This window comes from Cronobacter sp. HA18003 (assembly GCF_011605905.1).
GTDB lineage: Bacteria > Pseudomonadota > Gammaproteobacteria > Enterobacterales > Enterobacteriaceae > Cronobacter > Cronobacter sakazakii.
Genome location: NZ_JAANQO010000011.1, coordinates 291,428 through 317,642, shown reverse-complemented (window position 1 = coordinate 317,642; position 26,215 = coordinate 291,428). Strand labels below are relative to the sequence as shown.

The window sequence follows — 26,215 nt, the reverse complement described above, 5'->3', positions numbered from 1 at the left end:
CCCCGGGTGCCGTGGCGACAAAAAACGTCCTCTGTATTGGGTCAGGGGCGCTATCCACTAATCAGTCATCTTCAGGTAAAGCATAAACACTGCCTTTGTCGTCCCGCTTCAGCAATGTCCAGCAGGCCCGGTGTGGCTTACCGTATTTATCCTTATAAAGCGGCATCTTCTGCCCTTCTCGCGTCCGGATATACTCCGTCCTGCCGTTAACAATCGCCGCCCATTGCCCTGCATAAGGGGCGATATCGTCAGTCCAGCACTGGATACGCACGGGCGCGCGCGATGTCTCTGCTTCGGCTTTATCCAGCAGGGCGCTGGCTTCGTCAAAACGGGCAAACCAGGCCATGGACGACGCTTTTTCAAACTGTAAGTTTTCATAGCCTGAAAAAAAGTGCAGGCCATTATGCCCGTCATACCGCACCGGGCGAATAATCTGGTTCACCTTAATCAGGAGTGGCGGTACCCCTTCCGTTTTCATGTCACCCAACGGCGGAGGAAGCTCTCCGGCCTTAAGGATCACACCGTTGCTGTAAGGCAACAGCGTGATTTCCGGCGTTTTAACCAGGCGATGCGTTAACTGTTCTGCACCGCCCAGCTTTTCCAGCCACGGGGTGCCGAGAATGGTGTACCAGCAGGCGCCTTTCAGCCCTTCAACGGCTTCGCCGCCCTCAAGCGTTCCGAGAGAATCCACCATCACGCCGGAAAAACGCTGCGCCAGGGCGTACTCATACGGGAACATTCGTTCACGCGAATAAGGAAGAATAAATGACAGCCCGGCATAGCCGCTTTCCACGGCAAAGGTGTTACACAGCCACAGCAGCCAGCCTTCATATTGTGCTTTACCGTCAGGCTCTTTCAGCAGCGAGAGCGGAAACGTTAATTTTATGACTGAACGATCATTATCGTTATGAAAAATCCTTTTACCCATAATTAATATACTGTAGTCAGGCGCTAAGAAGTCTTTCTCAGCGCTGCCCATATACCAGGAAAAGATCTCTTCTGGTGTTGAATCGATAATCTCCTGCCGCTTTCTGGCGTAATTTTTCTCCGTAATTCCAACCCAGTTTTGGGTGAGATGCTTTTTCAGATACGGCTTAAATTCCGTATAAAAGCGATCGACACACTCCACCATCCTGCGGCGCACGTCCGGCGTATGCCCGTCCTTAAAAAATACCGTGATAATCAGACCAAGATTAACTGCCGGGCTGCCGTCTTTGTATTTCACTGAAGCTTCCGGCAGCCACTTCTCAAGGTAGTTCAGCTCAACATCCCGTAATACCATATCTGCTCCTTTTAACCGGCGCTCAGCGCCGCTGCGCCTGCGCCACCGCCGAGAATTGTTACAAGGGTTTCCCAGGCGGTTATCGCCAGACGAATAATCAGAAGAAATGCGCTAATAATGGCCTCCGGGATGCCCAACGTCACTACCAGCGCGCCGACGCAAATAGCCACCAGGATAACGCCCACCGTTTTCGCTACATTCGTTAAAATTTGTACCCAGTCCACCTGCTTGAGCAGGTCCAGCGTCATATCCGTGGCGTATTGGATTTCCGCCCATGCAGCTTTTATCCGGACATTGCTCCAGGATTTCACCGCCTTACCGGTTTTACTGGTCCATATCCAGACTTCACTTCCCTGCCGGTAGATCCACTCCCCGCTGTCATTAAGCCAGCCTGCCGTTGAGTTCAGCAGCTGTTGCGTCTCTTTTGATAGCGAGCTCCAGCCTTCAGCGACGCCGCGAATCGCACCATCGCTAAGACTGACCACGGCTTGACCGGCGTATGTCCACGGCTCAATTCGTGCGGCTACTGGCGTGGAAGGCGGGCGAGGCATAAATATCGGCGGGTAGAGAAACAGCGGCCAGTATTTTGCCCCGCTGGTTTGCCAGGCTTTCATCGTCACATTCACGACCTGATCCACCCACTGCTGCTCTTGTGGGCGGCAGTCGTGGATCTCCAGAATGGTCATACGGTTACGATCTTTACCGACAATCTTCATATATTCGTCATATTGATCTTCAAAAAGTGTATCCCCCGGAAACTTGACCTCTACCAGACGGGCCAGATTGTCGCCATGCATACCCGGAGGATCATCGTGATCCGGCCCCGCCAGCCCAGGCCAGCGATCCTGTTTGTCTTTCACGATAATGACGTCAGGACGACGATAAATTCCTTTACCGGGTACCGGGAAGGGATTGGTGGTGTGGCGTCTGCGAGCGCCGTCGTCTTGCTTCAATGTACTGCTAAGAAATGGACGTGGCGGCGTGGTGCGCATATCAAACGGCACTTCTGCTTTGTAATACCAGTAGTAATTACGGGCGATTTCATCCGCGCGGATAAGTCCGCTCATCATGAGCTGTTTAAGGCTCATCTGGTACGTTTTTCCTTCACGACAAATTTTTGCTGCCAGTTGAGGAAAACGCATGGCGTATTCCACCTTAAGATGCAGATATTGGCGGTTTTCATTAGTGGGCAGACGCGACTGTTTTTCGACCATCTCAACCCCTGTCGTCGTGCAGTCCCACGGCTGATTTTTCTCGCCGGTGGGGGTGTCGGGCGCGGTTGTCGGTGTGTCCGGTAAAGCGGGCATGTCCATTATGACGGGTTCTCCCTGAGTTCGGTTTCCAGTTGATATACATTCGTTTCGCCTACAAACCACATTGACTCTTCCGGCGATGCTGTTTTGCGCAGAATATGCAGTTCCACATCTTCCGGTTGGCGGGTATAGACCGGTACGGAGCGGCCTTCAGTATCGCTGTATCCAGCAATCGTCTGGCCAGAGGGCGTGGTGAGGCGGTAAGGCGTGTTGATGAGAATATTGCCTTGCTTGTCCTGTAGCTGATAAATCGCGGAATATATATAGGCCGTTCCCACGCGTTGTACTTTTAATGGCATATTCTTCGGCGCGCCCACCATTGTTCGCTCCACCTTGCGTAAATACGTGGCCGTCGTTCCGTACTCTATTTTCCCCTGCTCTATTTTCAGGTAACTGCCGCCGCCAATCAGCGTCACCTTCTTCTTACCGGCAAACAGCATATCGCCTGTCGAAACCAGACTTATTTTCTGCTGCGCGCTCAAAGACATCGTGCCGTTCTGTGCCTGAAACTGCACCGGACCTTCGCCGGAGATAACATTCAGTTTTCCCGTTCGGGCAAACAGGCCGATTTTTTCACCGGCGTTCAGGGTCATGTTTCCCATCGCGCCCATACTCAGAGAGCCTCCGGCATTCATTACCACATTCTTGCTGGCCGTCATCTGTAGATGTTCGCCGCTGGTAAACGCCGTTCCCTGCGGACCGTGGAAATGCACCATCTGGTTTAACGGCTTTAACCGCGCATTGAACATCGCAATCTGGCTGGCAATATCTGCTTCCAGCGCCTGTGCCTGCGCTGCGGCGTCAGCTAACTGTTGGATCTGGTTAAGGCAAATTTCTATTTCTCTCTGCGCCGCCTCCCTCTCCAGCACCTCGCCTGCGGCTTTCGTCTGGCCGTCTGCAGTGACAAACAGCCCTTTCGCCACGCGGATAACGCCATATTCATCCGTTCTGAGTTCAAAACCCGCGCCACGCTGTTGACTCTGTTCATCCGTGATGTGGCCCTGATTCAGAGAAGATGCACCGTATGGAGTGGTGAGCGCGACGTGCTCCTGCCCGCGCAGATCCTCCATCCGCAGTTCATTGCGCGCCGCTGTGCGCAGAATGTTCTGGCTGCGGTTGTCGCACGTGACGATGTCGGCATGTTCAGCGTCGTGAAACGCATGGGCGATATAAGGGCGGTCGATATTGCCGTCGTCAAACGCAATGCTGACTTCGGTGCCGTCCAGAAGCGGCGTGTGCCAGCCAAAGGCATCACCCGCATACGGCTTTGCCTGACGAACCCACAGGTAGTGATAGCCAGGCTCAGCATCTTCACGGCTGAAATCCAGCTTCACCCGGTAGCGGCCGGTATCGTCCAGCCAGGCGTAGGTGTCATGCGGCTCACGGCTTTCAATACGGGCTGGCAGCGTACCTTGAATTTCCGGGCGGATAATCTCCACCGGGCGATAATTCACCCGCTCGGAATAAGGAATGCCCCACAGCGAGACATGCAGGCGCGTATCCCGCGCGGCGCGGTATGTTGCGAGCGTAATCAGCATCCCCTCTTTCAGCGCGGCTACCGGGCTTTCTGGCGTTTCCAGCACCTGCCCAGGCGTGAGATGCGAGACGTTGCTGAAAAGATGCAGACGCGTAGCACTGTTCAGTTCGCGCTCATGGTGGATGCGCGCATAAAACGCGCCGCTCTCCGTTTCCGGCTCTGACGTCGCGTCGTCGCCCGCTTCAAGAAACGGCGCGCCATACCGGTAATGCTCGCCGGTGGTGATAGCCTCGCTCCTTACCATCACGGCAGAATCCATCGGCGTATCAGCGGTGCGATAGTTGTAATCCCGGGTGCGTACCACGCCGGTGACTGTGTTCTGCCAGCACCGCACATCCCAGACGGCGTCTTGCGCGCCGTCATACAGGCCGGATGGCTCACGGTATGGCACGCTGACGCCGAACACGCAGTTAAGCTGGCTGTCGCCAACGATGAGAGTTTCCAGTTGCGTCACCGCGTTCATTTCTGTGCGAAACCAGATACCCACTTCAGAGAGAATGCGCTGAATAAATGCCAGATCGGTTTCCCGCCACTGGGTGATGAGTTCCCGCTGCGGATACGTCCGCTCCAGGCGGAAATCAAAATCCGGCCCTTCCAGGCCGTGCGCACGCAGTATCTGCTCCAGCAGTTCAGGCACAGAGAGATTCTGGTAAACCGCGCAGCGGCGGGTCAGGCTCAGTAACGCCAGCCGCGAAGCGAGCGTCACCGCGTAGTGCGTCTGGTCTGCTGACGTTCCCAGCCATTCAAAACGGGTAATGACGCCATATACCACGCGACCAGAAAGCATCTTCAGAGTGGCGTATTTCAACAGAACGTCTTCAGGCGCCAGGTCGCTCTGCGGTGCGGTGAATTCAATGCGCCATTGGTATGGCTCGCTAAGGGCTTCGCGACCGTGAAAATTAAGTACGTCGGGCCTCACCCGGCTGTGGGCGATTTCAAGCGTATAACGGGAAGAAACACTGGATCCTTTATCGGAAATAGTCATCCTTCATTCCTTTGAAAAAGATTGCCGCGTCCGGCAATCGTCCGAATAGTTTTAATAACGAAAAAAAATAACAGGATAAGCCGCAAAAAATCCGGGTCAATCCGGGAAAAGGTAATAAATCGTTTTTAGCCAGACATATTTCGATGTGAATGCCAGCTATTGCCACCACGCCAGGAAAGCAATGCTTAATATTTATTTTTCGCTACCGGAATATAGAGTCAATTATATTTATCACGCGAATTGATTTATTAAATAAATAATGAAACTGAATGGATATATAAAAAAATATTTCCAGGGAGTATGGAATATTGACTGGCTGGCAAAGCGTCTTCAGAAGACGCATCAATGGGTATAAAAAGCCCGCTTTATAGCGGGCTTTTTGGCTTCAGGCTTACATCGCCTTCGGTTGCCCCGGCGGTGCGGGGGTGTCCAGTACCACGGGCCGCTTCGGCGGGCGTGGATATTTTTGCAGCCACTTGCCGCTCACCATGCGCCAGTAGAAGAAGACACCGCGCACGGCCCAGTCGAGGAACATGCCGAGCCACACGCCCACAACGCCCATACCGAGCACAATCCCGAGCGTATAGCCTGCCACGACGCGACAGCCCCACATGCCGAGCATCGACACCCACATCGCAAAGCGTGCGTCGCGCGCGCCTTTAAGCCCCGCTGGGAGCACCCACGAGGCCGCCCAGATCGGCATAAACGCCGCGTTGAGCCACAGCAGGACTTTTACAACCTCTTTCACATCGTCTTCATGGGTATAAAACGAGGCGAACAGCCCGGCAAACGGCGCGCTCACCCAGGCGATGGCGGTCAGCATGATTGTCGAAAGCCAGAAAACGTGGCGCAGCTCGCGCTCGGCCTGGCCAATCTGCCCTTTGCCGAGACGTTTACCGGTGATGATAGTGGAAGCAGAGCCGAGCGCGTTCCCCGGCAGGTTGATCAGCGCGGCGACCGAGAACGCGATAAAGTTGCCGGCAATCACATTGGTGCCCATGCCCGCCACAAACATCTGCGTCAAGAGTTTCCCGCCGTTAAACAGCACCGATTCAATACTCGCAGGCAGTCCGATGCCGAGCACTTCCCAGAGAATATTGAGCTTAAGCGGCGAAAAATAGCTTTTAAGCGAGATGCGCAACGCCGGGTTAAAGCCGATCATCAGCACATAAAGAATAGCGATAGCGCCGATATAGCGCGAAATAGTAAGCCCCAGTCCGGCTCCGATAAAACCGAGGCCGTGCCAGGAAAACAGCCCGTAAATCAGAAAGCCGCTGATCACGATATTCAGGATGTTCATCCCGCCGTTAATCAGCAGCGGGATTTTGGTATTCCCCGCCCCGCGCAGCGCGCCGCTGCCGATAAGCGCGATGGCCGCCGCCGGATAGCTCCAGGCGGTCAGTTGCAGGTAAATGAGCGCCAGTTCTTTGACCTGCGGCGTCGCCTCGCCCGCCACCACATCGATGATGTATTCACCGGTCACATGTACCAGCGCCGCCAGCAGAATCGAGACGATAGTCATCAACACGAGCGACTGTCTGGCCGCCGCCCTCGCCCGCTTACGATCGCGCTTGCCGAGGCTGAACGCCACCACAACGGTCGTCCCTAAATCAACCGCAGCGAAAAAGGAGAGCACGACCATATTGAAGCTGTCGGCGAGGCCCACGCCCGCCATCGCTTCTTTGCCGAGCCAGCTTACAAGGAACGTGCTCAGCACGCCCATCAGCAGTACGCAGGTGTTTTCCAGCAAAATAGGCACAGCCAGCGGCGTGATTTCGCGCCAGAACAGCACCCGATAGCTTTTTCTTTTCTTGTACCAGGGCGTACGAGCGATAGCCTGGCGAACGGTAGTGGTTACACTCAAAATGAACCTGCGTGTGAAAGTTGAAACCTCATTTCAAATAATGAGTTAGAACCCGCATTCCTGCAAAGGCTTTCCAGAGATATTGTTGGAAAATAGCGCGTAATGTTCAGAGAATGTCCGAACGCGCAGGCCGAAGGAAAATGGCATTTGACAATTGGCGCGGGGCCGCTATGATTAGCCTCCACACGATTCCTCTGTAGTTCAGTCGGTAGAACGGCGGACTGTTAATCCGTATGTCACTGGTTCGAGTCCAGTCAGAGGAGCCAGATTCAAAAAAGCCCGCTTTTTAGCGGGTTTTTTGCTTTTGGATGCTCGCTCGGCAATCGAGACGTGCGCCATAGCGCAGAAATAAAAAAACCGCCGAAGCGGTTTTTTTTACTTATTCTTCGCCTTTCGGCTCGTGCACTTTCAGCTCGCCCATCGCTTTGAGCTTTTTAGAAATCTCGCGGCGCTCTTTGGAGATCTCAGCGTTTTTGATGATGTAGTCATCAACGCGGTCTTCGTAGTCGCTCTTCATGCTGGCGATAATGCCCTGAATGGCTTCCACGCTCATGCCCGGTTTGATGTAATCGCTCAGGTTGTCGAGCAGCAGTACGCGCTTCTGGTTGTCACGAATTTTCTTCTCGACGTCCTGAATTTCACGCTGCAGCTTGTTCTTACGGCGGAACAGACGCACGAACTCAAGAACGTCCTGGAATGAAGGTTTGCTGTTTTCCATTTTTACACCCCTACTGAATTTAAGACTCGGATTCGTTTAAACAACCGCATGACGTAAACCTTACTGTCAGCGGCGGTTGATGACAATGGTTTTATCCCGTTCAGGATGCCTGTGGTTATCATAGCCTGAAACGGTGCTGAATCGAAACAAGCGCCGGTCGTCTGCGGATTATTTGCGCAGCGCCCGGCAAATCAGCTGTGAAAGGCGCTCCAGCTGCTGCGCCAGTTCCATGCTCAACCATACATAGCCGTGAATCGGCGTTTCGACCAGCGCACCCTGCTGCCCTTCGCTCATCAGCGCGCGCAATTCCTGGGCGATCTCCGCGAGCTTCTCGCGGTTGGCCATCACCGGCGACGGGTTTCCTTCGCGCAGCGCCTGTGCAATCGCCGCCAGCGTATTCTCCGTCATCTGCTGCGAATCGCGCAGGGTACGGGCGTTAATCATCAGGAAGTGGCTTTCGCGCGAGGCCCACCAGGCGTTGTTCTGCATCTCAAGCGTACAGACCATATTGCGGCTGGTGGTCTGAATAGCCTCGAAAATGGCGCGCTGAATGTGCGTTTCCTTGCTGGCGGGCGTGATAAACGCGCGCAGCTTCACGACGCTGCCGAGGATATTCTGGAGCGGCTTATCGAGCCGCGGGCGCTCCACCAGATTTGGCGACAGCCCGGCGTGATAAATTTTCGCGAAATCGCCGACAAAATTCGCCATCTGGATACGCCAGTGAATAAACGCCCGCTGCGGCCAGAGACTCGTAAAGAGCATCGCCAGCAGCGAGCCGAAAATCACATCACCGCCGCGCCAGAGCGCGACCAGCATGTCGCCCTGCGGCGCGCCGACCACCACCGACAGCGTGATGCCAATCAGCAGCGCCTGATAAGGCCGCTTGCCGAGCGCCAGAAAGCCGCACAGAAACATCGCCAGCGCGCACCACAACAGCATCAATGGCAGCGACCAGCCTTCGAGTTGCAACGCTACGAGCCCCAGCGCCGCGCCGAGAATAGTGCCGCCAATGCGCTCAAAGGCGCGCGGAACCACGTTGCCCCAGAATGAGATTGGCCCCATCACCACCACCAGCGTGATGAGCGGCCAGGTGCCTTCCGGCACGTTCAGCATCCGCACCAGTAAAAACGTCAGGATAAACGCCAGCGCAATGCGCACGCCGTGCACGATGCGGTAATGCTGGTAGAGACGGATTTCAAAAGAGGAGAGCGATTTATCGGCACGCACGCTGACTTTCCCGTTAACAGCTTAGATGAAACGTCGCTTCAGGCGAAACGCCTGAAAATGAGGGGCGCTATTTTCTGACAAAAATCGGGGAAAAGCTGTAACTTTTCAGAGAAGTCGTACGAATTATCGAAGAATTAACGTTATTTTGCCATTTACTTAACAAAAAGCGCGCCCGCCGCCATCGCGGGGGCGCGACTGCGTTATTCGCCGGAGGTCTGGACCGGGATATACATGTCGATGTCCCAGTAGCCGTCGCGCTTGCCATCGTTGAGATAAATTTCAAAACACGGGCGCGCGGCCATCTGGTAGCGCACGTCCTGATGCAGACGCGTAAAGAAGGCGAGCCACGGCGTGCCGAAATCGTTGTTCTCAACACGAGCGCGCGCCACCGCGTACTGGCCGCCCGGCAGGTCCGTCAGGATCACGCCGACGCTGTTCTCCGGCAGGGTGAAATCTGCCGGCACTTCAACCACCGTATCGGCGCGCAGTTTCTCCGGGGCGACCTGCTGCGGATTATCGTAATAAACCGCCAGCCACGCCTGCGGCTGGATATGGAAGTTATCCACCCACAGAGAGAGCTGCTCAAACCCCTGCGGCACCGTTTTCTCCCACGGGCCGACCAGATGAAAACCGGCGATTTTACGCGTTAAGACATGCTCGATGGTGTAATCCATGTTCACTCCTCGCTGTTCAAAATAGCGAGTATAGTGTGCGGCGCTCATCCGGACGTCTGTGAGCGCCTTCGCGTTCGCAAAAAACGCTTACAGGGTCAGATGCAGCCAGTCGCCAAAGCGCGAGAACACGCCGCCCTTTTTTACCTTCTCAAGCGTCACCAGCGGCATACGCGCAATAATCGTATCGCCGTTATAGAGCTCTATCTCGCCCACCCTTTCATTGGCGTCCAGCGGCGCGTCGAGGCGCTCGCGATCGAGCAGATATTTCGCCTTCACGTTCGCAAGCTGCGCCTTCGGCAGCGTCAGCCAGAAATCGCGATCGGTGCCGACCGCCACCTGCTCGTCTTTGCCGTACCAGACGCGCTCGGTGCCCACTTTCTTGCCCTTTTGCAGGATCTCCACGGTATCGAAAGTCTGCTGGCCCCAGTGCAGCAGTTTACGCGCCTGGTCTTCGCGCCCTTTCGGGCTGTCGGCGCCCATGATCACCGCGATCAGGCGGCGCTTGCCGTCAACGCTGGAGGCTATCAGGTTAAAGCCCGCGCCTGAGGTATGGCCGGTTTTCAGTCCGTCAACATTGAGCGTTTTATCCCACAGCAGGCCGTTGCGGTTCTGCTGGGTGATGCCGTTCCAGGTCAGGCTCTTTTCGCTGTACATATGGTAAAACGCCGGCTCGCCGTGGATGATGGCGCGCGATAATACCGCCAGATCGTAAGCGGAGCTGTGCTGCCCCGGCGCGTCCAGCCCATGCACGGTTTCAAAATGCGTATCTTTCAGGCCGAGCTTCTGAACGTAATCATTCATCATCGCAACGAACTGCGGCTGGCCGCCCGCCACGTAATCGGCCAGCGCCACACAGGCGTCATTGCCGGAATCGACAATCAGGCCGCGGCTGAGGTCGCGCACCGTGACGCGATCGCCCGCCTTCAGGAACATCAGTGACGAGCCCTCAAACACCGGGTTATCTTTCGCCCAGGCGTCCTTCCCGACCGTCACCACGTCATCTGGCGTGATGCGATGGCTGTCGATGGCGCGGTCCACCACATAGCCGGTCATTAATTTGGTCAGGCTCGCCGGGTTACGCTGTTGATGCTCGTTATTCGCCGCCAGTATTTGTCCGGTCGTATAGTCCATCAACACATAGCTGCCCGCCATTATGGCTGGCGGTTGCGGCATGGAAAGCGCGGCGGCGTTCGCCTGCGCGGTAATACCGGCCAGCATGATGCAGGAAACGGCAATCATTGGTCTAAATTTCAACAGCATATCCTCTGTAACTTCGCGATGGGGCGCCTTTTTTACGGCAGTTTTTATTTCCTTGCTCCGCTAAATTGCAAGGAAATATGAATAAGACGCGTCTTAACTAAAATTGCCACCGTTTCGTTTACCTGCCGATAACACGCTGCGGAAAATCTGATAATAAACATTTCACGTACTGTTCCGATTGTTATAAAGGCCGACTCTTTTTAGCCTGGTGACTTTTAAAAGGCTGAGGAGAAGGGTATGGCGCAGGGTAAAAGCTGGTCGCCGGAGCTTGAGGGGTTACGCGGTCTCGCGTCGCTGTGGGTGCTGCTGGGGCATATTTGTTTGCTGGTGCAGTGCCGCATTCCCCTGTTATACGATCCGGGCATGGGCGTCGATCTGTTTATTTTGCTGTCGGGTTTTCTGATGGCGAAGAATTATATGGAGCGTCGGGACATTGAGCCGTGGACCAGTGGCCATACTATGCGTAATTTCTGGCTGCGCCGCTTTTTCCGTATCGCGCCGCTCTATTATTTCCTGCTGCTGTTAGCGCTTATTTTCGGCGCGGCGTTCGGCGAATGGCGCGATGTCATCGCCCAGGCCTGGCCGTCGACGCAAACCGAAAGCCAGCGCTATGCCGATACGTCCGCGGGCAATATTCTCGCGCATATTTCGTTTGTATTCGGCGCTATCCCTTATTATTCGTTCCGCACGGTATTGCCGGACTGGAGCATCGGGCTCGAAATGCAGTTCTACGTGCTGTTCCCGTTCATTATGCTGCTGGTGATGCGCTGGGGATTCTTTGCCGCCGCCTTCGCGGTAATGGTGGCCTGCTTTGCGGCGCGCTGGGCATTTCCGGGGTATTTTGAGGCGTTCCCGATGCCTTCGATGATCCTGATTAAGCTGCCGCTGTTTGTCGCAGGCATGCTGATAGCCGCCGCCGTGCGCGACAGCCGCCGCCAGTTGCTGCTGCTGGCGTTCCTGGCACCGGTACTCGCCTGGCAGATGCATATCGCGGTGACGCCGGTTCGCCTCATCGCCCAGTGCGTGATGATTGCAGGGCTCGGCGCGCTGCTGTGGCAGGCGCAGGCGGGCTCGCTGCTGCATCAGGCGATGCGGCTGCCGCGCTGGCTGTTGACGCGCCGTATCAGCCAGTTCCTCGGTGATGTCTCCTATTCGGTCTATCTGCTGCATCTGATGATTGTGATTCCGGTCATCGGCCTGCTGGTGGAGCACAGCGCGTTTGAGCAGTACGCCTCGCCGGTGCGCCTGCTCATCGCCGCCGCCATCAGCCTGCCGGTGACGTACGCGCTGGCGACGGTTCTTTTCCATCGCGTGGAGAAACCGGGCATTGCGCTCGGCAAACGGCTGATTACCCGCAAACCGGTGCAGCCGGAGCAGGTCATGCCTTAAGGCCGCTGCCACTTCTTCCTGAGAGGGCTATGGTTTACCATAGCCCTGTTTTTTTACTTACTCTGGATGGTGACCTGGTGTCTGATTCTGCCGCGCAACCGACTTTTCTGTTCCACGATTACGAAACCTTCGGCAAAAGCCCCTCGCTGGACCGCCCGGCGCAGTTCGCCGCCCTGCGCACCGATGAGAATTTCACGGTCATCGGCGAGCCGGACGTCTTTTACTGCAAGCCCGCCGACGATTATCTCCCTCAACCAGAAGCGGTGCTGATAACCGGTATTACGCCGCAGGTGGCGCGCGCGCGCGGCGAAAACGAAGCGGAATTTGCAAGACGCATCCACGCGCTGTTCACCGTGCCAAAAACCTGCGTGGTCGGCTATAACAACGTGCGCTTCGATGACGAAGTGACGCGCAATATTTTCTATCGCAACTTCTACGACCCTTACGCCTGGAGCTGGCAGAACGATAACTCGCGCTGGGATCTGCTGGATGTGATGCGCGCCTGCTACGCGCTGCGCCCGGAAGGCATCGTCTGGCCGGAGAACAGCGACGGGCTGCCGAGCTTTCGCCTTGAGCATTTAACCGTCGCCAACGGGATTGAACACGCCAACGCGCACGACGCGATGGCGGATGTGTACGCCACCATCGCCATGGCGCAGCTGGTGAAAACCCGCCAGCCGCGGATGTTCGATTATCTCTACACCTACCGCAGTAAGCAGAAGCTGGCGACGCTGATTGATACCGTTCAGATGAAGCCGCTGGTGCACGTTTCCGGCATGTTTGGTGCATGGCGCGGCAATACGAGCTGGATAGCGCCCGTCGCCTGGCACCCGGACAACCGTAACGCGGTAATTGTGGTGGATCTGGCAGGCGATATTAGCCCTCTGCTGGAGCTGAACGCTGACGATCTGCGCGAGCGGCTCTACACGCCGAAAGCGGCGCTCGGCGACGCGAGCGCGGTGCCGGTGAAGCTGGTGCATCTCAATAAATGCCCGGTACTGGCGCAGGCCAATACGCTGCGCCCGGAAGATGCCGAGCGTCTTGGCATCGACCGTCAGCACTGCCTGAATAATCTCAAGGTGCTTCGCGATTCGCCGCAGGTGCGCGAAAAACTGGTGGCGCTGTTTGCCGACGCGCCGCCGTTCCCACCTACCGATAACGTCGATGCGCAGCTCTACGACGGCTTTTTCAGCGACGCCGATCGCGCCGCGATGCGCATTGTGCTGGAGACGCCGCCGCAGAATCTGCCGGCGCTCGATATTACGTTCGTGGATAAGCGTATCGAGAAGCTGCTGTTTAATTACCGGGCGCGTAATTTCCCCGGCACGCTCAGCGAGCAGGAACAAGCGCGCTGGCTGGCGCATCGCCGCGACGTGTTTACGCCGGAATTCCTGCAGGCCTACGCCCAGGAGTTAGAGATGCTCTACAACCAGTATGAGAGCGACAAAGAGAAGACGGCGCTGCTGAAAGCGTTGTATCAGTACGCGCAGGAGATTGTCGGGTAAGCGCGGGGGATACCGGCGTGACGGGATATGGCGGGTGCGCTGCGCTTACCCGCCTTACTAACGGGAAATGGAGTTGGTTTTAATATGGCGGGTGCGCTTCGCTTACCCGCCCTACATATTCCCAACAGAAACGCTCACTCGGAGGGCGGGTAAGCGAAGCGCACCCGCCGCCCCGCCCCATCGAAATCCCAATCCACTGCCCCATACCATCGACATCCCAACCCGCCGCCCCAAAAACTACCGGCAATAAAAAAGGCTCCCTTCGTGGAGCCTTTTCGTTATGCGTATCGCGGTAATTACGCGATATCTTCACGGTACTGCGGTACCGGGTTACGGAAGCTGCGGGTCACGCACGCCAGGTAAACCACACCGATACCGGCCCAGATCAGGCCCAGCACCATGGAGCTTTCTTCCAGGTTCAGCCACAGGGCACCCACGGTCAGTGCGCCGCATACCGGCAGCAGCAGGTAGGTGAAGTGGTCTTTCAGCGTCTTGTTGCGGCCTTCGCGGATCCAGAACTGTGAAATCACAGACAGGTTCACGAAGGTAAACGCCACCAGCGCACCAAAGTTAATCAGCGCGGTCGCCATTACCAGGTCGAAGTTAATCGCCATCAGCGCAATCGCGCCCACCAGCACCACGTTCAGCGCCGGGGTACGCCATTTCGGATGCACGTAACCGAAGAAGCGGTTCGGGAATACGCCGTCACGGCCCATCACATACATCAGACGCGCAACGCCTGCGTGCGCCGCCATACCGGACGCCAGTACGGTCACGGTAGAGAAAATCAGCGCGCCGACCTGGAAGGCTTTACCTGCCACGTAGAGCATGATTTCCGGCTGGGACGCATCCGGATCTTTAAAGCGCGAGATATCCGGGAAGTAGAGCTGGATAAAGTAAGTCGCGAAGATAAAGATCAGGCCGCCGATCAGCGCGGTCAGGAAGATAGCGCGCGGAATCACACGTTCAGCGTCTTTGGTCTCTTCCGACAGGTTGCTGATGCCATCAAAGCCGGTAAACGAGAAGCACAGAATGGTCGCCCCGGTGATCATCGGGATGACGTGCGCATTCTCAGACCAGAACGGACGTGAGCTCGTCAGCGTACCCGCGCCTTCGCCGTGCGCTACACCGTAAATCACCATGCCCAGAATCACGGCGATCAGCACCACCTGCAGCACCACGATAATGGTGTTGAAGTTCGCCACGCCTTTAAGCGTACGCATGTTGAAAACGGTCATGAACGCGACCAGCAGCACCACGAAAATCCATGACGGGATTTCCGGCACCAGCGCTTCAAAGTAAATTTTCGCGAGCAGAATGTTGATCATCGGCGCGAAGAGGTAATCGAGCAGCGACGACCAGCCCACCATGAAGCCCACGGTCGGGTTAATCGCTTTCTGCGCGTAGGTGTACGCCGAGCCCGCAGACGGGAAGCGTTTCACCAGTTTACCGTAGCTCAGCGCGGTAAAGAGGATAGCGACCAGCGCGAAGGCATAGGCGGTCGGCACGTGACCGTCCGTCAGGCCAGATACAATACCGAACGTATCGAACAGCGTCATAGGTTGCATATAGGCGAGGCCCATCATAACAACCGGAATCAACGTAAGCGTTTTACGTAATTCCACGCGAGAGGTTTTTGGAGTTGCATTAAGCGACATAATTATTCTCCTTTACGGTGAACATCGCCGCATAAGCGAAAAATTGCCCCATTTTCTGTATTCCTCAGCGACAACAACTGTCGGATTTTAAGTAAGTATCTATCCGGTACGAAGCCCGGCCTCTTGAATTTAATTACGATGCTCTTGACTGCAAAAAAATAACCGACGCGTTGACGTCGGTTAATATCTTATTTTGCAGGGCGCGTATTTTGCACCACTTTAAGGCAGGATGACAAGACGTTGAGACCTTCTGTCACAATTTCTTTCTCAGCGGTGAGCGGGATAAGGAAACGGATGACGTTCGCACGCACGCCGCAGGTCAGTAAAATCAGACCCTGACGCCCTGCCTCCTGCACCAGTTGCTGGGTCAATTCTTTATCCGGACGATGGCTGTCGCGCTCATGCACCAGCTCCATCGCCACCATCGCGCCGACGCCGCGCACATCGCCGATACAATCATACTTCTGCGCCAGCTCTCGCAGACCGCTCATCAGCAGTTCGCCCTGGGCGATGGCACGCGCGTTTAATTGCTCCTGCTCAATGAGATCCGTCACCGCCAGCGCCGCCGCGATACTTACCGGCGAGCCTGCGTAAGTGCCGCCAAGCCCGCCCGGCAGCGCTTTGTCGAACAGCGCCTTTTTCCCCACCAGCGCCGAGAGCGGGAACCCGCCCGCCAGGCTTTTCGCCATGGTAATGAGATCCGGCTCGACGCCTGAATGTTCGATGGCAAACGTTTTGCCGGTCCGGCAAAAGCCGCTCTGGATCTCATCAACAATCAGCACAATGCCGTGTTTATCGCACAACGCGCGCAGCTGCTGCATAAACTCGGCAGAGGCGGCGTAAAACCCGCCCTCGCCCTGTACCGGCTCGATAATAATCGCCGCCACCTCTTCCGGTGCCACGTCCGCGGCGAAAATCCCCGCCAGCGACGCCAGCGCCTGGGTGTCGCTCACGCCGAGATATGCCGCCGGGTAAGGCGCGTGATAAATGCCCGCCGGGAATGGACCATAGCCTTTTTTATAGGGCTGCACTTTGCCGGTGAGCGCCATGCCAAGCAGCGTGCGGCCATGAAACGCGCCGCGAAACGCAATCACCGCCGAGCGCCCGGTGGCGATACGCGCCACCTTGATGGCGTTCTCCACCGCCTCAGCACCGGTTGAGAGAAACAGCGTCTGGCACGGCTCGCTGATGGGAGCCAGCCTGTTCAGGCGTTCCGCAAGCTCAATGTAATTGCCATAAGGCGTTACCTGAAAACAAGGGTGCGTAAAATTATCGAGCTGCGCCTTAACGGCCTCGATAACCGCCGGGTGGTTGTGCCCGGTATTGAGCACCGCAATGCCGGAGGCGAAATCGATATAGCGCTTCCCCTCCACGTCCCAGATCTCCGCGTTCTTAGCCCGCGCCACAAATACCGGCAGCGCGTTACCCACGCCCTGCGGCACCGCTTCCTCACGTCGCGCCTGCCACTGCTGATTGCTTTGCATCATTGACTCCTGTGCGCAAAAAGCCTCCGCCCAAAAAGACGGAGGCAACATTATTTTCATCGCTATATCGGGGGGCGTTAACGTCTGGAAAAAGCGTTACGGCAGTTATTACATCGCGAAAAAGCGTGGCGAAAACCGCTTAAATAACGCCCGTTATCAAAACATAGCTCAAGCCGGACGTTCTGCCAGAGCGGGCGCGTGGAAAGTTGACCCGTTGCGAATGCTCAACTACAGGATCTGTATCCCGGCGAAACAGGCGAGCCAGCATGACCGTAAACACACCGCCTCTGATTGGCGTATTGATGTGTCAGAGTAATCAGGACGAGCAGTTAATCTTAACGGTGGAAAAGCTTTATCTGGCACCGCTTTATCACTCCGGTGCTGTGGCCATTCCCCTGCCCCACCATTTGGCGGACGATCCGCTCTATCTGGCGGCAGCGCTGAAATCACTGAGCGGAATTTTTCTGCCAGGCAGCCCGTGCAACATTGAGCCGCATCATTACGGCGAAGAGGCGCAGGAGACCAGCAACGATCCGGGGCGCGACAAACTGGCGCTGATGCTGGTGCGTCACGCGCTGAATACCGGCCTGCCGCTGCTCGGCTCGTGCCGGGGCGTGCATGAGATGGTCGTCGCCACCGGCGGCAAGCTCTGGCGGCAACTGCATAATGTCGAAGGGCTGCGCGAGCATGAAGTGAACCCGAACGGCAGTCCGGAGGCGAAATTCGCGCCGGTACACGGGCTTGAGATAACGCCCGGCGGCTGGCTCGACAGCTGGGTCGCGCCCGGCGAAACCGTGCGGGTGAATACGCTGCATCAGCAAGGGATACGCGAGGTGGGGCCCGGCGTGTTTATCGAGGCGCGCGCCGACGACGGGCTGATTGAGGCTATCAGTATTCCGGAGCACCCGTTCGCCTTCGGGGTACAGTGGCACCCGGAATGGGGCGCGCTGCACGACGAGCCGCTCTCAAAACAGATTTTTGACGCCTTTGTGGCCGCCTGCCGCGTCTGGCAGGCTGACCATCAGGCGCTCACTCCATTGGCATAACCAGCGGGTCCGGGTAGAGATACTCGAACCCCAGTTCATGGCAGATCCGGTTGCCGTCAATCAGCTTGCCTTTGGTGCCCGCCGGGCTTTCGCTAAAGCGCGGCGGCTCAAGGCCAAGCTGGCGCGCCATCACCGGATAAAACTCCGCGCGCGTCGGGTGTTGCGGGGCGCACAGGTTATAAATATGCCCGCCTTTGGGCGACTGCAACAGGAGGGTAATGGCACCGATCACGTCCTCAAGATGCACGAGATTGACGCCATGTCCGCCATTCGGGCCCGTTTTACCCGCAAAGAAACGGCCCGGATGACGCCCCGGGCCGACAAGCCCCGCCAGGCGCAAAATATCCACTGACGTACCCGGCAAATTGTGCAGCCATTGCTCAAGCTCTCTTAACACGCGCCCGCTTTCAGTGACCGGATTTGCGGGCGTCGTTTCTTTGCAGATGCCTTCCGCCTCGCCGTAGACCGAGGTGGAGCTGGTAAAAATGATCCGTGGGATCTGGTGCGCCAGGGCGCTGTCCACGACCTGCTGCACCGCCTGTAAGTAATATTCGCCGTTGCCGCCGGTACGCCGCGCGGGCAGCGTCACCACCAGCGCGTCGGCGTTAAACAGCGCCTCCAGATCGTCGCTGTCGCACACCATTTCCGGCAACAGCTCCAGCTGATAGCTTTCGATACCGCACATACGTGCGGCTTCCACGCCGTCAGCCGTGGTTTTGCTGCCAGCGACCTGCCAGCCACGGGCGTTAAGCGCGAGCGCCAGCGGCATACCCAACCACCCTAATCCGACAATCGCGACCTTTTTCATTGCGTTCTCCTGCTCCGTCTTTGCGTCTGCCTCTTTTCAGGCTACGCCAGCCGCCGCAGGCTGACAATTGATGTAGTGAATATGAAAGGTTTTAATGATGAAAAAAAGCCCTTGCCTTCTCTGCCCGGTATGGTTTACGGTTAAGACAGGTTTTGAATAAGCATTCAACAAGAGAATTTTATGACACGCGTTCAGTTTAACAACCACCACCATCACCATCATCCTGATTAGTCTTTCAGGCGATGTGTGCTGGAAGACGATCGGATCTTCCAGTGGTGCATGAACGCTAAGAGAGCCCCCGGAAGATCATCTTCCGGGGGCTTTTTTATTGGGCGTTGGCAGACGAATTTAACGAGATCAACAAGGATAAGGCGAGATGACAGACAACAACCGTTTACGCATAGCTATTCAGAAATCCGGCCGTTTAAGCGATGATTCGCGCGAACTGCTGGCCCGCTGCGGCATAAAAATTAATCTGCACACCCAGCGTCTGATCGCGCTGGCGGAGAATATGCCTATCGACATCCTGCGCGTGCGCGATGACGATATTCCGGGCCTGGTAATGGATGGCGTGGTCGATCTCGGCATCATCGGCGAAAATGTGCTGGAAGAAGAGCTGCTGACCCGCCGCGCTCAGGGCGACGACCCGCGCTACTACACGCTGCGTCGCCTCGATTTCGGCGGCTGCCGCCTCTCGCTCGCCACGCCGGTCGATGATGTCTGGGAAGGCCCGGAAAGCCTGAATAATAAACGTATCGCCACCTCTTACCCGCACCTGCTTAAACGTTATCTCGATCAAAAAGGCGTGCAGTTTAAATCCTGTCTGCTGAACGGCTCGGTGGAAGTCGCCCCGCGCGCCGGGCTTGCCGACGCCATCTGCGATTTAGTTTCCACCGGTGCGACCCTTGAGGCCAACGGCCTGCGCGAAGTGGAAGTGATTTACCGCTCGAAAGCCTGTCTTATCCAGCGCGACGGCGAGATGCCTGCCGTGAAGCAGCAGCTTATCGATAAACTGCTGACGCGTATCCAGGGCGTTATCCAGGCGCGCGAATCGAAATACATCATGCTGCACGCACCGACCGAGCGCCTCGATGAAGTCATCGCCCTGCTGCCGGGTGCCGAGCGCCCGACTATTCTGCCGCTGGCAGGCGATCAGCAGCGCGTGGCGATGCACATGGTGAGCAGCGAAACCCTGTTCTGGGAAACCATGGAAAAACTGAAAGCGCTGGGCGCCAGCTCCATTCTGGTGCTGCCGATTGAGAAGATGATGGAGTGACCGCCATGACCTTTACGACGATCGTTGACTGGAACGCCTGTAGCGCACAGCAGCAGCGTGAACTGCTGATGCGCCCGGCTATCTCGGCATCAGAAAGCATTACCCGCACGGTGGCGGAGATCCTTGATAACGTCAAAGCCCGCGGCGACGCGGCGCTGCGTGAATACAGCGTGAAGTTTGATAAAACCGACGTCGCGGCGCTAAAAGTCACCGCTGAAGCGATCGACGCCGCCGCCGCGCGCCTTGACGATAACGTCAAACAGGCGATGGCCGTTGCCGTCGCGAATATTGAGAAATTCCACCGCGCCCAGCAGCTCGCGCCTGTGGATATCGAAACCCTGCCTGGGGTGCGCTGCCAGCAGGTGACGCGCCCGGTGGCGTCGGTCGGGCTTTATATTCCGGGCGGCTCCGCGCCGCTCTTCTCGACGGTGCTGATGCTGGCGACGCCCGCGCGCATCGCAGGCTGTAAACGCGTGGTGCTCTGCTCTCCGCCGCCCATCGCCGATGAAATTCTCTATGCCGCGAAGCTCTGCGGCGTGCAGGAAGTCTTTCAGGCAGGCGGCGCGCAGGCGATTGCCGCGCTCGCCTTTGGGACGGAAAGCGTGCCGAAAGTAGATAAAATTTTCGGGCCGGGTAACGCGTTTGTGACCGAAGCCAAACGCCAGGTGAGCCAGCGTCTCGACGGCGCGGCGATCGATATGCCCGCAGGGCCTTCCGAAGTGCTGGTGATTGCCGACAGCGGCGCGACGCCGGATTTCGTCGCGTCCGATTTACTCTCGCAGGCCGAGCACGGCCCGGATTCGCAGGTGATTCTGCTCACGCCGGACGCGGCGATGGCGCAGGCCGTGGCCGACGCCACCGCCCGCCAGCTTGAGGCGCTGCCGCGCGCGGAAACCGCCCGCCAGGCGCTCTCGGCGAGCCGCATCATCGTGGCGCGCGATCTCGCGCAGTGCGTGGCTATCTCTAACCAGTACGGCCCGGAGCACTTAATCATCCAGACCCGCAACGCACGCGAGCTCGTCGATGACATCACCAGCGCAGGCTCCGTCTTTTTAGGCGACTGGTCACCGGAATCAGCGGGCGATTACGCCTCCGGCACCAACCACGTATTGCCGACATACGGCTACACCGCCACCAGCTCAAGCCTCGGTCTGGCGGATTTCCAGAAGCGTATGACGGTGCAGGAATTAACGCCCGCAGGTTTTTCCGCGCTCGCTGAAACCATCGAAACCCTGGCGGCGGCCGAACAGCTCACCGCCCACAAAAACGCCGTGACGCTGCGCGTGGCAGCCCTGAAGGAGCAAGCATGAGCATTGAAGAACTCGCGCGCGAGAACGTGCGCACTCTGACGCCCTACCAGTCTGCGCGCCGTCTTGGCGGCAATGGCGATGTGTGGCTGAACGCGAATGAATATCCGCTGCCCGTCGAGTTTCAGCTGACCGCGCAGACGCTCAACCGCTACCCGGAGTGCCAGCCGAAACGCGTCATCGAACGTTACGCGCAATACGCCGGCGTGAAACCTGAGCAGGTGCTGGTCAGCCGCGGCGCGGATGAAGGCATTGAGTTGCTGATCCGCGCCTTCTGCGAGCCGGGCCGCGACGCCGTGCTCTACTGCCCGCCGACCTACGGCATGTACAGCGTCAGCGCCGAAACCAGTGGCGTGGAGTGCCGCACCGTGCAGGCGACGGACGGCTGGCAGCTTGATCTGCCTGCGATTGCGGAACAGCTTGACGGCGTTAAAGTCATTTTCGTCTGCAGCCCCAATAACCCGACCGGCCAGCTGATTAACCCGCAGGATCTGCGCACGTTGTTGGAGATGGCGCGCGGCAAAGCCATCGTGGTGGCGGATGAAGCCTATATTGAGTTCTGCCCGCAGGCGACGCTCGCGGGCTGGCTTGGCGAATACCCGCACCTCGTCGTGCTGCGCACGCTCTCTAAAGCCTTTGCGCTCGCCGGGCTGCGCTGCGGCTTTACGCTCGCGAATGAAGAGGTCATTAACCTGCTGCTGAAAGTGATCGCCCCCTACCCGCTATCAACGCCGGTGGCGGATATCGCTGCGCAAGCGTTAAGCCCGGAAGGCATCACCGCGATGCGCGAGCGCGTGGCGCAGGTGCTGGCTAACCGCGATGTTCTGATAGCGGGCCTGCGCGAGACGCCCTGCGTCGAGGCGGTTTTCGACAGTGAAACCAACTATGTGCTGGCGCGTATCACAGCCTCCAGCGCGGTATTTAAATCGCTGTGGGATCAGGGCATTATCTTAAGAGACCAGAACAGACAACCGACACTCAGCGGCTGCCTGCGCATTACCGTTGGCACCCGCGAAGAGTGCCAGCGCGTGATTGACGCCCTGCGTGACCAACCCGGCCTTGCGGCCACGGAGCGAGTATGAGCCAGAAGTATCTCTTTATTGACCGCGACGGCACGCTGATTGCCGAGCCGCCGGAAGATTTCCAGGTCGATCGTTTTGACAAGCTGGCCTTTGAGCCGGACGCTGTCCCGGTGCTGCTGCAACTGCAAAAAGCGGGCTTTAAGCTGGTGATGATCACCAATCAGGACGGTCTTGGCACCGCCAGCCTGCCGCAGGCGGATTTCGACGGCCCGCATAACCTGATGATGCAGATTTTTACCTCTCAGGGCGTGCTCTTTGAAGATGTGCTGATCTGCCCGCACTTCCCGACGGACAACTGCGACTGCCGCAAGCCTAAAACAAAGCTGGTCGAGCGTTATCTCGAACCGGGCGTGATGGACGCGGCGAACAGCTATGTGATTGGCGATCGCGCGACCGACGTGGAGCTTGCGGAAAACATGGGCATTACGGGCCTGCGTTACAACCGTGCCGATCTGAACTGGGCCGCCATCGGCGAGCACCTGACAAAGCGCGATCGCTACGCGCACGTTGAGCGCAGCACCCGTGAAACCCAGATTGACGTTAAAGTATGGCTGGACCGCGAAGGCGGCAGCAAAATCAACACCGGCGTCGGCTTCTTCGACCATATGCTGGACCAGATAGCCACCCACGGCGGCTTTCGCATGGAAATCGGCGTCAAAGGCGATCTCTATATCGACGATCACCACACCGTGGAAGATACCGGCCTGGCGCTCGGCGAAGCCCTGAAGCTGGCGCTTGGCGACAAGCGCGGCATCAACCGCTTCGGCTTTGTGCTGCCGATGGATGAGTGTCTCGCGCGCTGCGCGCTCGATATCTCCGGGCGTCCGCACCTCGAATATAAAGCCGAGTTCAATTATCAGCGCGTGGGCGATCTCAGCACCGAGATGGTGGAACACTTCTTCCGCTCGCTCTCCTACACCATGGGCGTCACGCTGCACCTGAAAACCAAAGGCAAAAACGACCATCACCGCGTCGAAAGCCTGTTTAAAGCGTTTGGCCGTACACTGCGCCAGGCGATTCGCGTTGAAGGCGAAACGCTGCCCTCTTCAAAAGGAGTGCTGTGATGAACGTGGTGATTCTGGATACCGGCTGCGCCAACCTGCACTCGGTACAATCGGCGGTGCGCCGCCACGGCTATGAGCCCGTGGTGAGCCGCGACCCGGATCTGGTGCTGCGCGCCGATAAACTCTTTTTGCCGGGCGTCGGCACCGCCGAGGCGGCGATGCAGCAAATTATCGAGCGCGATCTGGTGGATTTAATCAAAGCCTGTACCCAGCCCGTACTGGGGATCTGTCTCGGTATGCAGCTGCTCGGCAGCCGCAGCGAAGAGAATAATGGCGTGGATCTGCTGGGCATTATCGATCAGCCGGTGCCGAAAATGACCGACCACGGCCTGCCGCTGCCGCACATGGGCTGGAACCGCGTGTATGCCAAAGCGGGCGACCGGCTGTTTCGCGGTATTGAGGATGGCGCCTGGTTTTACTTCGTGCACAGCTACGCGATGCCAGTGAACGCGAACACGATAGCACAGTGCACCTATGGCGAGGCGTTCACCGCCGCGGTGCAGAAAGATAACTTCTGGGGGGTGCAGTTCCACCCGGAGCGTTCAGGAGCCGCGGGCGCGCAGCTGCTGAAAAACTTCCTGGAGATGTAAATGATTATTCCGGCTCTGGATTTAATTGACGGCACGGTGGTGCGCCTGCATCAGGGCGATTACGGTCAGCAGCGCGACTATGGCCGCGACCCGCTGCCGCGCCTGCAGGATTACGAAGCGCAGGGCGCGCAGCTGCTGCATCTGGTGGATTTAACCGGCGCGAAAGATCCGGCGAAGCGCCAGATTGCGCTCATTCAAAAGCTGGTGGCGGGCGTCAACGTGCCGGTGCAGGTCGGCGGCGGCGTGCGCAGCGAAGATGACGTGGCGGCGCTGCTGGACGCAGGCGTAGCGCGCGTGGTGGTGGGCTCAACGGCGGTAAAAGCGCCGCAGGACGTGCAGCGCTGGTTCCAGCGCTTCGGCGCCGACGCGCTGGTGCTGGCGCTGGATGTGCGTATCGACGACGCCGGCAACAAACAGGTGGCGGTCAGCGGCTGGCAGGAAAATTCCGGCGTGACGCTGGAAACGCTGGTGGAAAGCTATCTGCCCGCGGGGCTTAAGCATGTGCTGTGCACGGATATCTCCCGCGACGGGACGCTGTCTGGCTCGAACGTGGCGCTGTATGAAGAAGTCTGCGCGCGCTATCCGCAGGTGGCGTTCCAGTCCTCCGGCGGCATCGGCGAACTGTCAGACATTCGCGCGCTGCGTGGCAGCGGTGTCGGCGGCGTGATCGTCGGTCGCGCGCTGCTGGAAGGCAAATTTAACGTAACGGAGGCGATCCAATGCTGGCAAAACGGATAATCCCTTGCCTTGACGTACGCGACGGGCAAGTCGTCAAAGGTGTGCAGTTTCGCAACCATGAAATTATCGGCGACATCGTGCCGCTCGCGAAACGCTACGCCGAAGAAGGCGCCGATGAGCTGGTCTTTTACGATATCACCGCCTCAAGCGATGGCCGCGTGGTGGATAAGAGCTGGGTCACACGCGTGGCAGAAGTCATCGATATCCCCTTCTGTGTGGCGGGCGGGATCAAAACGCTGGAAGACGCGGCGCAAATTCTCTCCTTCGGCGCGGACAAAATTTCCGTCAATTCCCCGGCGCTGGCCGATCCAACGCTTATCACAAGGCTTGCGGATCGCTTCGGCGTGCAGTGCATCGTGGTGGGCATCGATACCTGGTTTGATGAAGAGACCGGCAAATATCACGTCAACCAGTACACCGGCGACGAAAGCCGCACCCGCGTGACCCAGTGGGAAACGCTGGACTGGGTGCGGGAAGTGCAGCAGCGCGGCGCGGGTGAAATTGTGCTGAACATGATGAACCAGGACGGCGTGCGTAACGGCTATGATCTCGTACAGCTGAAAAAAGTGCGTGAGGCGTGCCGCGTGCCGCTTATCGCCTCCGGCGGTGCCGGGACGATGGAACACTTCCTGGACGCCTTTCGCGAGGCAAACGTCGACGGGGCGCTGGCCGCGTCAGTGTTCCACAAACAGATTATTAATATTGGCGAGCTGAAAGCGTTTCTGGCTCAGCAAGGCGTGGAGATACGGGTGTGTTAACAGAACAACAGCGGGCTCAACTGGACTGGGCAAAAACCGACGGGCTGCTGCCGGTCGTGGTGCAGCATGCGGTTTCCGGCGAGGTGCTGATGCTGGGTTACATGAATCAGGAGGCGCTGCGCGAAACCGAGCAGAGCGGCAAGGTCACGTTTTTCTCGCGCACGAAGGGGCGTCTTTGGACCAAAGGCGAAACCTCCGGCCATTTTCTCAATGTGGTGAGCATTACGCCGGACTGCGATAACGATACGCTGCTGGTGCTGGCTAACCCGATTGGGCCAACCTGCCATCTCGGTACCACCAGCTGCTTTGGCGAGGCGCATCACCAGTGGCACTTCCTTTATCAGCTTGAAGAACTGCTGGCCGCGCGTAAAACCGCGTCGCCGGAAAGCTCTTACACAGCGAAGCTCTACGCCAGCGGCACCAAGCGTATCGCGCAAAAAGTGGGTGAAGAAGGCGTGGAGACGGCGCTTGCTGCAACCGTACACGACCGCGAAGAGCTGGTGAACGAAGCCTCTGACCTGGTGTATCACCTGCTGGTGCTGCTTCAGGATCAGGAGCTCGATCTCAGCGCGGTGATTGAAAACCTGCGCGGACGGCACAAATAATCCTTCGGGCATGACGCATAAAAAAAGGCCGCATCACGCGGCCTT

The 26,215-nt window shown here is 57.7% G+C and carries 23 protein-coding genes, 1 tRNA gene and 1 other annotated feature; of the genes, 13 read left to right on the top strand and 11 right to left on the bottom strand.

Features of this window, described 5'->3' with window-relative positions; translation table 11 throughout:
• Positions 1-61 precede the first annotated feature (61 nt).
• The 4 genes from G6041_RS02445 to G6041_RS02430 form a co-directional block, all read right to left on the bottom strand.
• Positions 62-1,282, bottom strand: a complete 1,221-nt coding sequence (locus G6041_RS02445; RefSeq protein WP_012124364.1) for a DUF3396 domain-containing protein — start codon at positions 1,280-1,282, stop codon at positions 62-64.
• 11 nt (positions 1,283-1,293) lie between these two features.
• Positions 1,294-2,595 (bottom strand): VRR-NUC domain-containing protein, encoded by a 1,302-nt coding sequence (locus tag G6041_RS02440; RefSeq protein ID WP_012124363.1) that lies wholly within the window; start codon positions 2,593-2,595, stop codon positions 1,294-1,296.
• Positions 2,595-5,117, bottom strand: a complete 2,523-nt coding sequence (locus G6041_RS02435; RefSeq protein ID WP_166491626.1) for a type VI secretion system Vgr family protein — start codon at positions 5,115-5,117, stop codon at positions 2,595-2,597. The genes G6041_RS02440 and G6041_RS02435 overlap by 1 nt, the downstream gene beginning before the upstream one ends.
• Positions 5,118-5,508: 391 nt before the next feature.
• Positions 5,509-6,981, bottom strand: coding sequence for an EmmdR/YeeO family multidrug/toxin efflux MATE transporter (locus G6041_RS02430; RefSeq protein ID WP_029464225.1), 1,473 nt, complete (start codon positions 6,979-6,981; stop codon positions 5,509-5,511).
• 190 nt (positions 6,982-7,171) lie between these two features.
• Between G6041_RS02430 and G6041_RS02425 the strand changes: the two genes are divergently transcribed.
• Positions 7,172-7,247, top strand: a tRNA-Asn gene (locus G6041_RS02425).
• A gap of 113 nt (positions 7,248-7,360) precedes the next feature.
• Here the strand turns inward: G6041_RS02425 and G6041_RS02420 are convergent.
• From G6041_RS02420 to dacD, 4 genes are all read right to left on the bottom strand, one after another.
• A complete protein-coding gene (locus G6041_RS02420) occupies positions 7,361-7,699 on the bottom strand; it encodes a DUF496 family protein (RefSeq protein ID WP_004385327.1) in 339 nt (112 codons plus the stop codon).
• A 168-nt stretch (positions 7,700-7,867) separates the two neighbouring features.
• Positions 7,868-8,926, bottom strand: coding sequence for an FUSC family protein (locus G6041_RS02415; protein WP_041460461.1), 1,059 nt, complete (start codon positions 8,924-8,926; stop codon positions 7,868-7,870).
• Positions 8,927-9,126: 200 nt separating this feature from the next.
• Positions 9,127-9,600: a DNA gyrase inhibitor SbmC gene (gene sbmC, locus G6041_RS02410; protein ID WP_004385325.1), complete on the bottom strand. Its 474-nt coding sequence runs from the start codon at positions 9,598-9,600 to the stop codon at positions 9,127-9,129.
• A gap of 87 nt (positions 9,601-9,687) precedes the next feature.
• Complete coding sequence (dacD, locus tag G6041_RS02405; RefSeq protein WP_228370869.1) at positions 9,688-10,854, bottom strand: serine-type D-Ala-D-Ala carboxypeptidase DacD; 1,167 nt, start codon at positions 10,852-10,854, stop codon at positions 9,688-9,690.
• 243 nt (positions 10,855-11,097) lie between these two features.
• On the opposite strand from dacD, the gene G6041_RS02400 reads away from it, so the two are divergent.
• Positions 11,098-12,249: an acyltransferase family protein gene (locus G6041_RS02400; RefSeq protein ID WP_012124357.1), complete on the top strand. Its 1,152-nt coding sequence runs from the start codon at positions 11,098-11,100 to the stop codon at positions 12,247-12,249.
• 77 nt (positions 12,250-12,326) lie between these two features.
• On the top strand, positions 12,327-13,754 hold the full coding sequence (gene sbcB, locus G6041_RS02395; RefSeq protein ID WP_015386526.1) for an exodeoxyribonuclease I: 1,428 nt from the start codon (positions 12,327-12,329) through the stop codon (positions 13,752-13,754).
• Positions 13,755-14,050: 296 nt separating this feature from the next.
• On the opposite strand, the gene G6041_RS02390 is transcribed toward sbcB, so the two are convergent.
• Positions 14,051-15,412 carry an APC family permease gene (locus tag G6041_RS02390; RefSeq protein ID WP_007794764.1) on the bottom strand — a complete coding sequence of 454 codons (1,362 nt, stop codon included), beginning with the start codon at positions 15,410-15,412 and terminating at the stop codon, positions 14,051-14,053.
• Between the two features lie 188 nt (positions 15,413-15,600).
• Positions 15,601-16,896 carry a 4-aminobutyrate--2-oxoglutarate transaminase gene (gene gabT, locus G6041_RS02380; protein ID WP_041460459.1) on the bottom strand — a complete coding sequence of 432 codons (1,296 nt, stop codon included), beginning with the start codon at positions 16,894-16,896 and terminating at the stop codon, positions 15,601-15,603.
• A 266-nt stretch (positions 16,897-17,162) separates the two neighbouring features.
• Here gabT and G6041_RS02375 point away from each other — a divergent pair, with 266 nt between their 5' ends.
• Positions 17,163-17,942 carry a gamma-glutamyl-gamma-aminobutyrate hydrolase family protein gene (locus G6041_RS02375; RefSeq protein ID WP_012124352.1) on the top strand — a complete coding sequence of 260 codons (780 nt, stop codon included), beginning with the start codon at positions 17,163-17,165 and terminating at the stop codon, positions 17,940-17,942.
• Here the strand turns inward: G6041_RS02375 and G6041_RS02370 are convergent.
• Positions 17,926-18,750: an SDR family oxidoreductase gene (locus G6041_RS02370; protein ID WP_004385874.1), complete on the bottom strand. Its 825-nt coding sequence runs from the start codon at positions 18,748-18,750 to the stop codon at positions 17,926-17,928. The genes G6041_RS02375 and G6041_RS02370 overlap by 17 nt on opposite strands.
• Positions 18,751-18,930: 180 nt before the next feature.
• Between G6041_RS02370 and hisL the strand changes: the two genes are divergently transcribed.
• The 9 genes from hisL to hisIE all read left to right on the top strand — a co-directional run bounded on the left by hisL (position 18,931) and on the right by hisIE (position 26,170).
• A complete protein-coding gene (hisL, locus tag G6041_RS02365) occupies positions 18,931-18,981 on the top strand; it encodes a his operon leader peptide (RefSeq protein WP_071601073.1) in 51 nt (16 codons plus the stop codon).
• Positions 18,957-19,079: a sequence feature (His leader region), on the top strand. It overlaps the preceding gene by 25 nt.
• 47 nt (positions 19,080-19,126) lie before the next feature.
• Positions 19,127-20,026, top strand: coding sequence for an ATP phosphoribosyltransferase (gene hisG, locus G6041_RS02360; protein WP_004385872.1), 900 nt, complete (start codon positions 19,127-19,129; stop codon positions 20,024-20,026).
• Positions 20,027-20,031: 5 nt separating this feature from the next.
• Positions 20,032-21,336, top strand: a complete 1,305-nt coding sequence (gene hisD, locus G6041_RS02355) for a histidinol dehydrogenase (RefSeq protein ID WP_012124349.1) — start codon at positions 20,032-20,034, stop codon at positions 21,334-21,336.
• Positions 21,333-22,415, top strand: a complete 1,083-nt coding sequence (gene hisC / locus G6041_RS02350) for a histidinol-phosphate transaminase (RefSeq protein WP_012124348.1) — start codon at positions 21,333-21,335, stop codon at positions 22,413-22,415. The genes hisD and hisC overlap by 4 nt, the downstream gene beginning before the upstream one ends.
• Positions 22,412-23,479: a bifunctional histidinol-phosphatase/imidazoleglycerol-phosphate dehydratase HisB gene (hisB, locus tag G6041_RS02345; protein ID WP_004388509.1), complete on the top strand. Its 1,068-nt coding sequence runs from the start codon at positions 22,412-22,414 to the stop codon at positions 23,477-23,479. Before hisC ends, hisB begins: the two co-directional genes overlap by 4 nt.
• Positions 23,479-24,069 carry an imidazole glycerol phosphate synthase subunit HisH gene (gene hisH / locus G6041_RS02340; RefSeq protein ID WP_004388507.1) on the top strand — a complete coding sequence of 197 codons (591 nt, stop codon included), beginning with the start codon at positions 23,479-23,481 and terminating at the stop codon, positions 24,067-24,069. Before hisB ends, hisH begins: the two co-directional genes overlap by 1 nt.
• A complete protein-coding gene (hisA, locus tag G6041_RS02335; RefSeq protein WP_012124347.1) occupies positions 24,070-24,807 on the top strand; it encodes a 1-(5-phosphoribosyl)-5-[(5-phosphoribosylamino)methylideneamino]imidazole-4-carboxamide isomerase in 738 nt (245 codons plus the stop codon).
• The gene (gene hisF, locus G6041_RS02330; protein ID WP_012124346.1) at positions 24,789-25,565 is read left to right on the top strand and encodes an imidazole glycerol phosphate synthase subunit HisF; all 777 of its coding nucleotides are present in this window, start codon (positions 24,789-24,791) and stop codon (positions 25,563-25,565) included. Before hisA ends, hisF begins: the two co-directional genes overlap by 19 nt.
• A complete protein-coding gene (hisIE, locus tag G6041_RS02325) occupies positions 25,559-26,170 on the top strand; it encodes a bifunctional phosphoribosyl-AMP cyclohydrolase/phosphoribosyl-ATP diphosphatase HisIE (RefSeq protein WP_012124345.1) in 612 nt (203 codons plus the stop codon). The genes hisF and hisIE overlap by 7 nt, the downstream gene beginning before the upstream one ends.
• Positions 26,171-26,215: the final 45 nt, after the last annotated feature.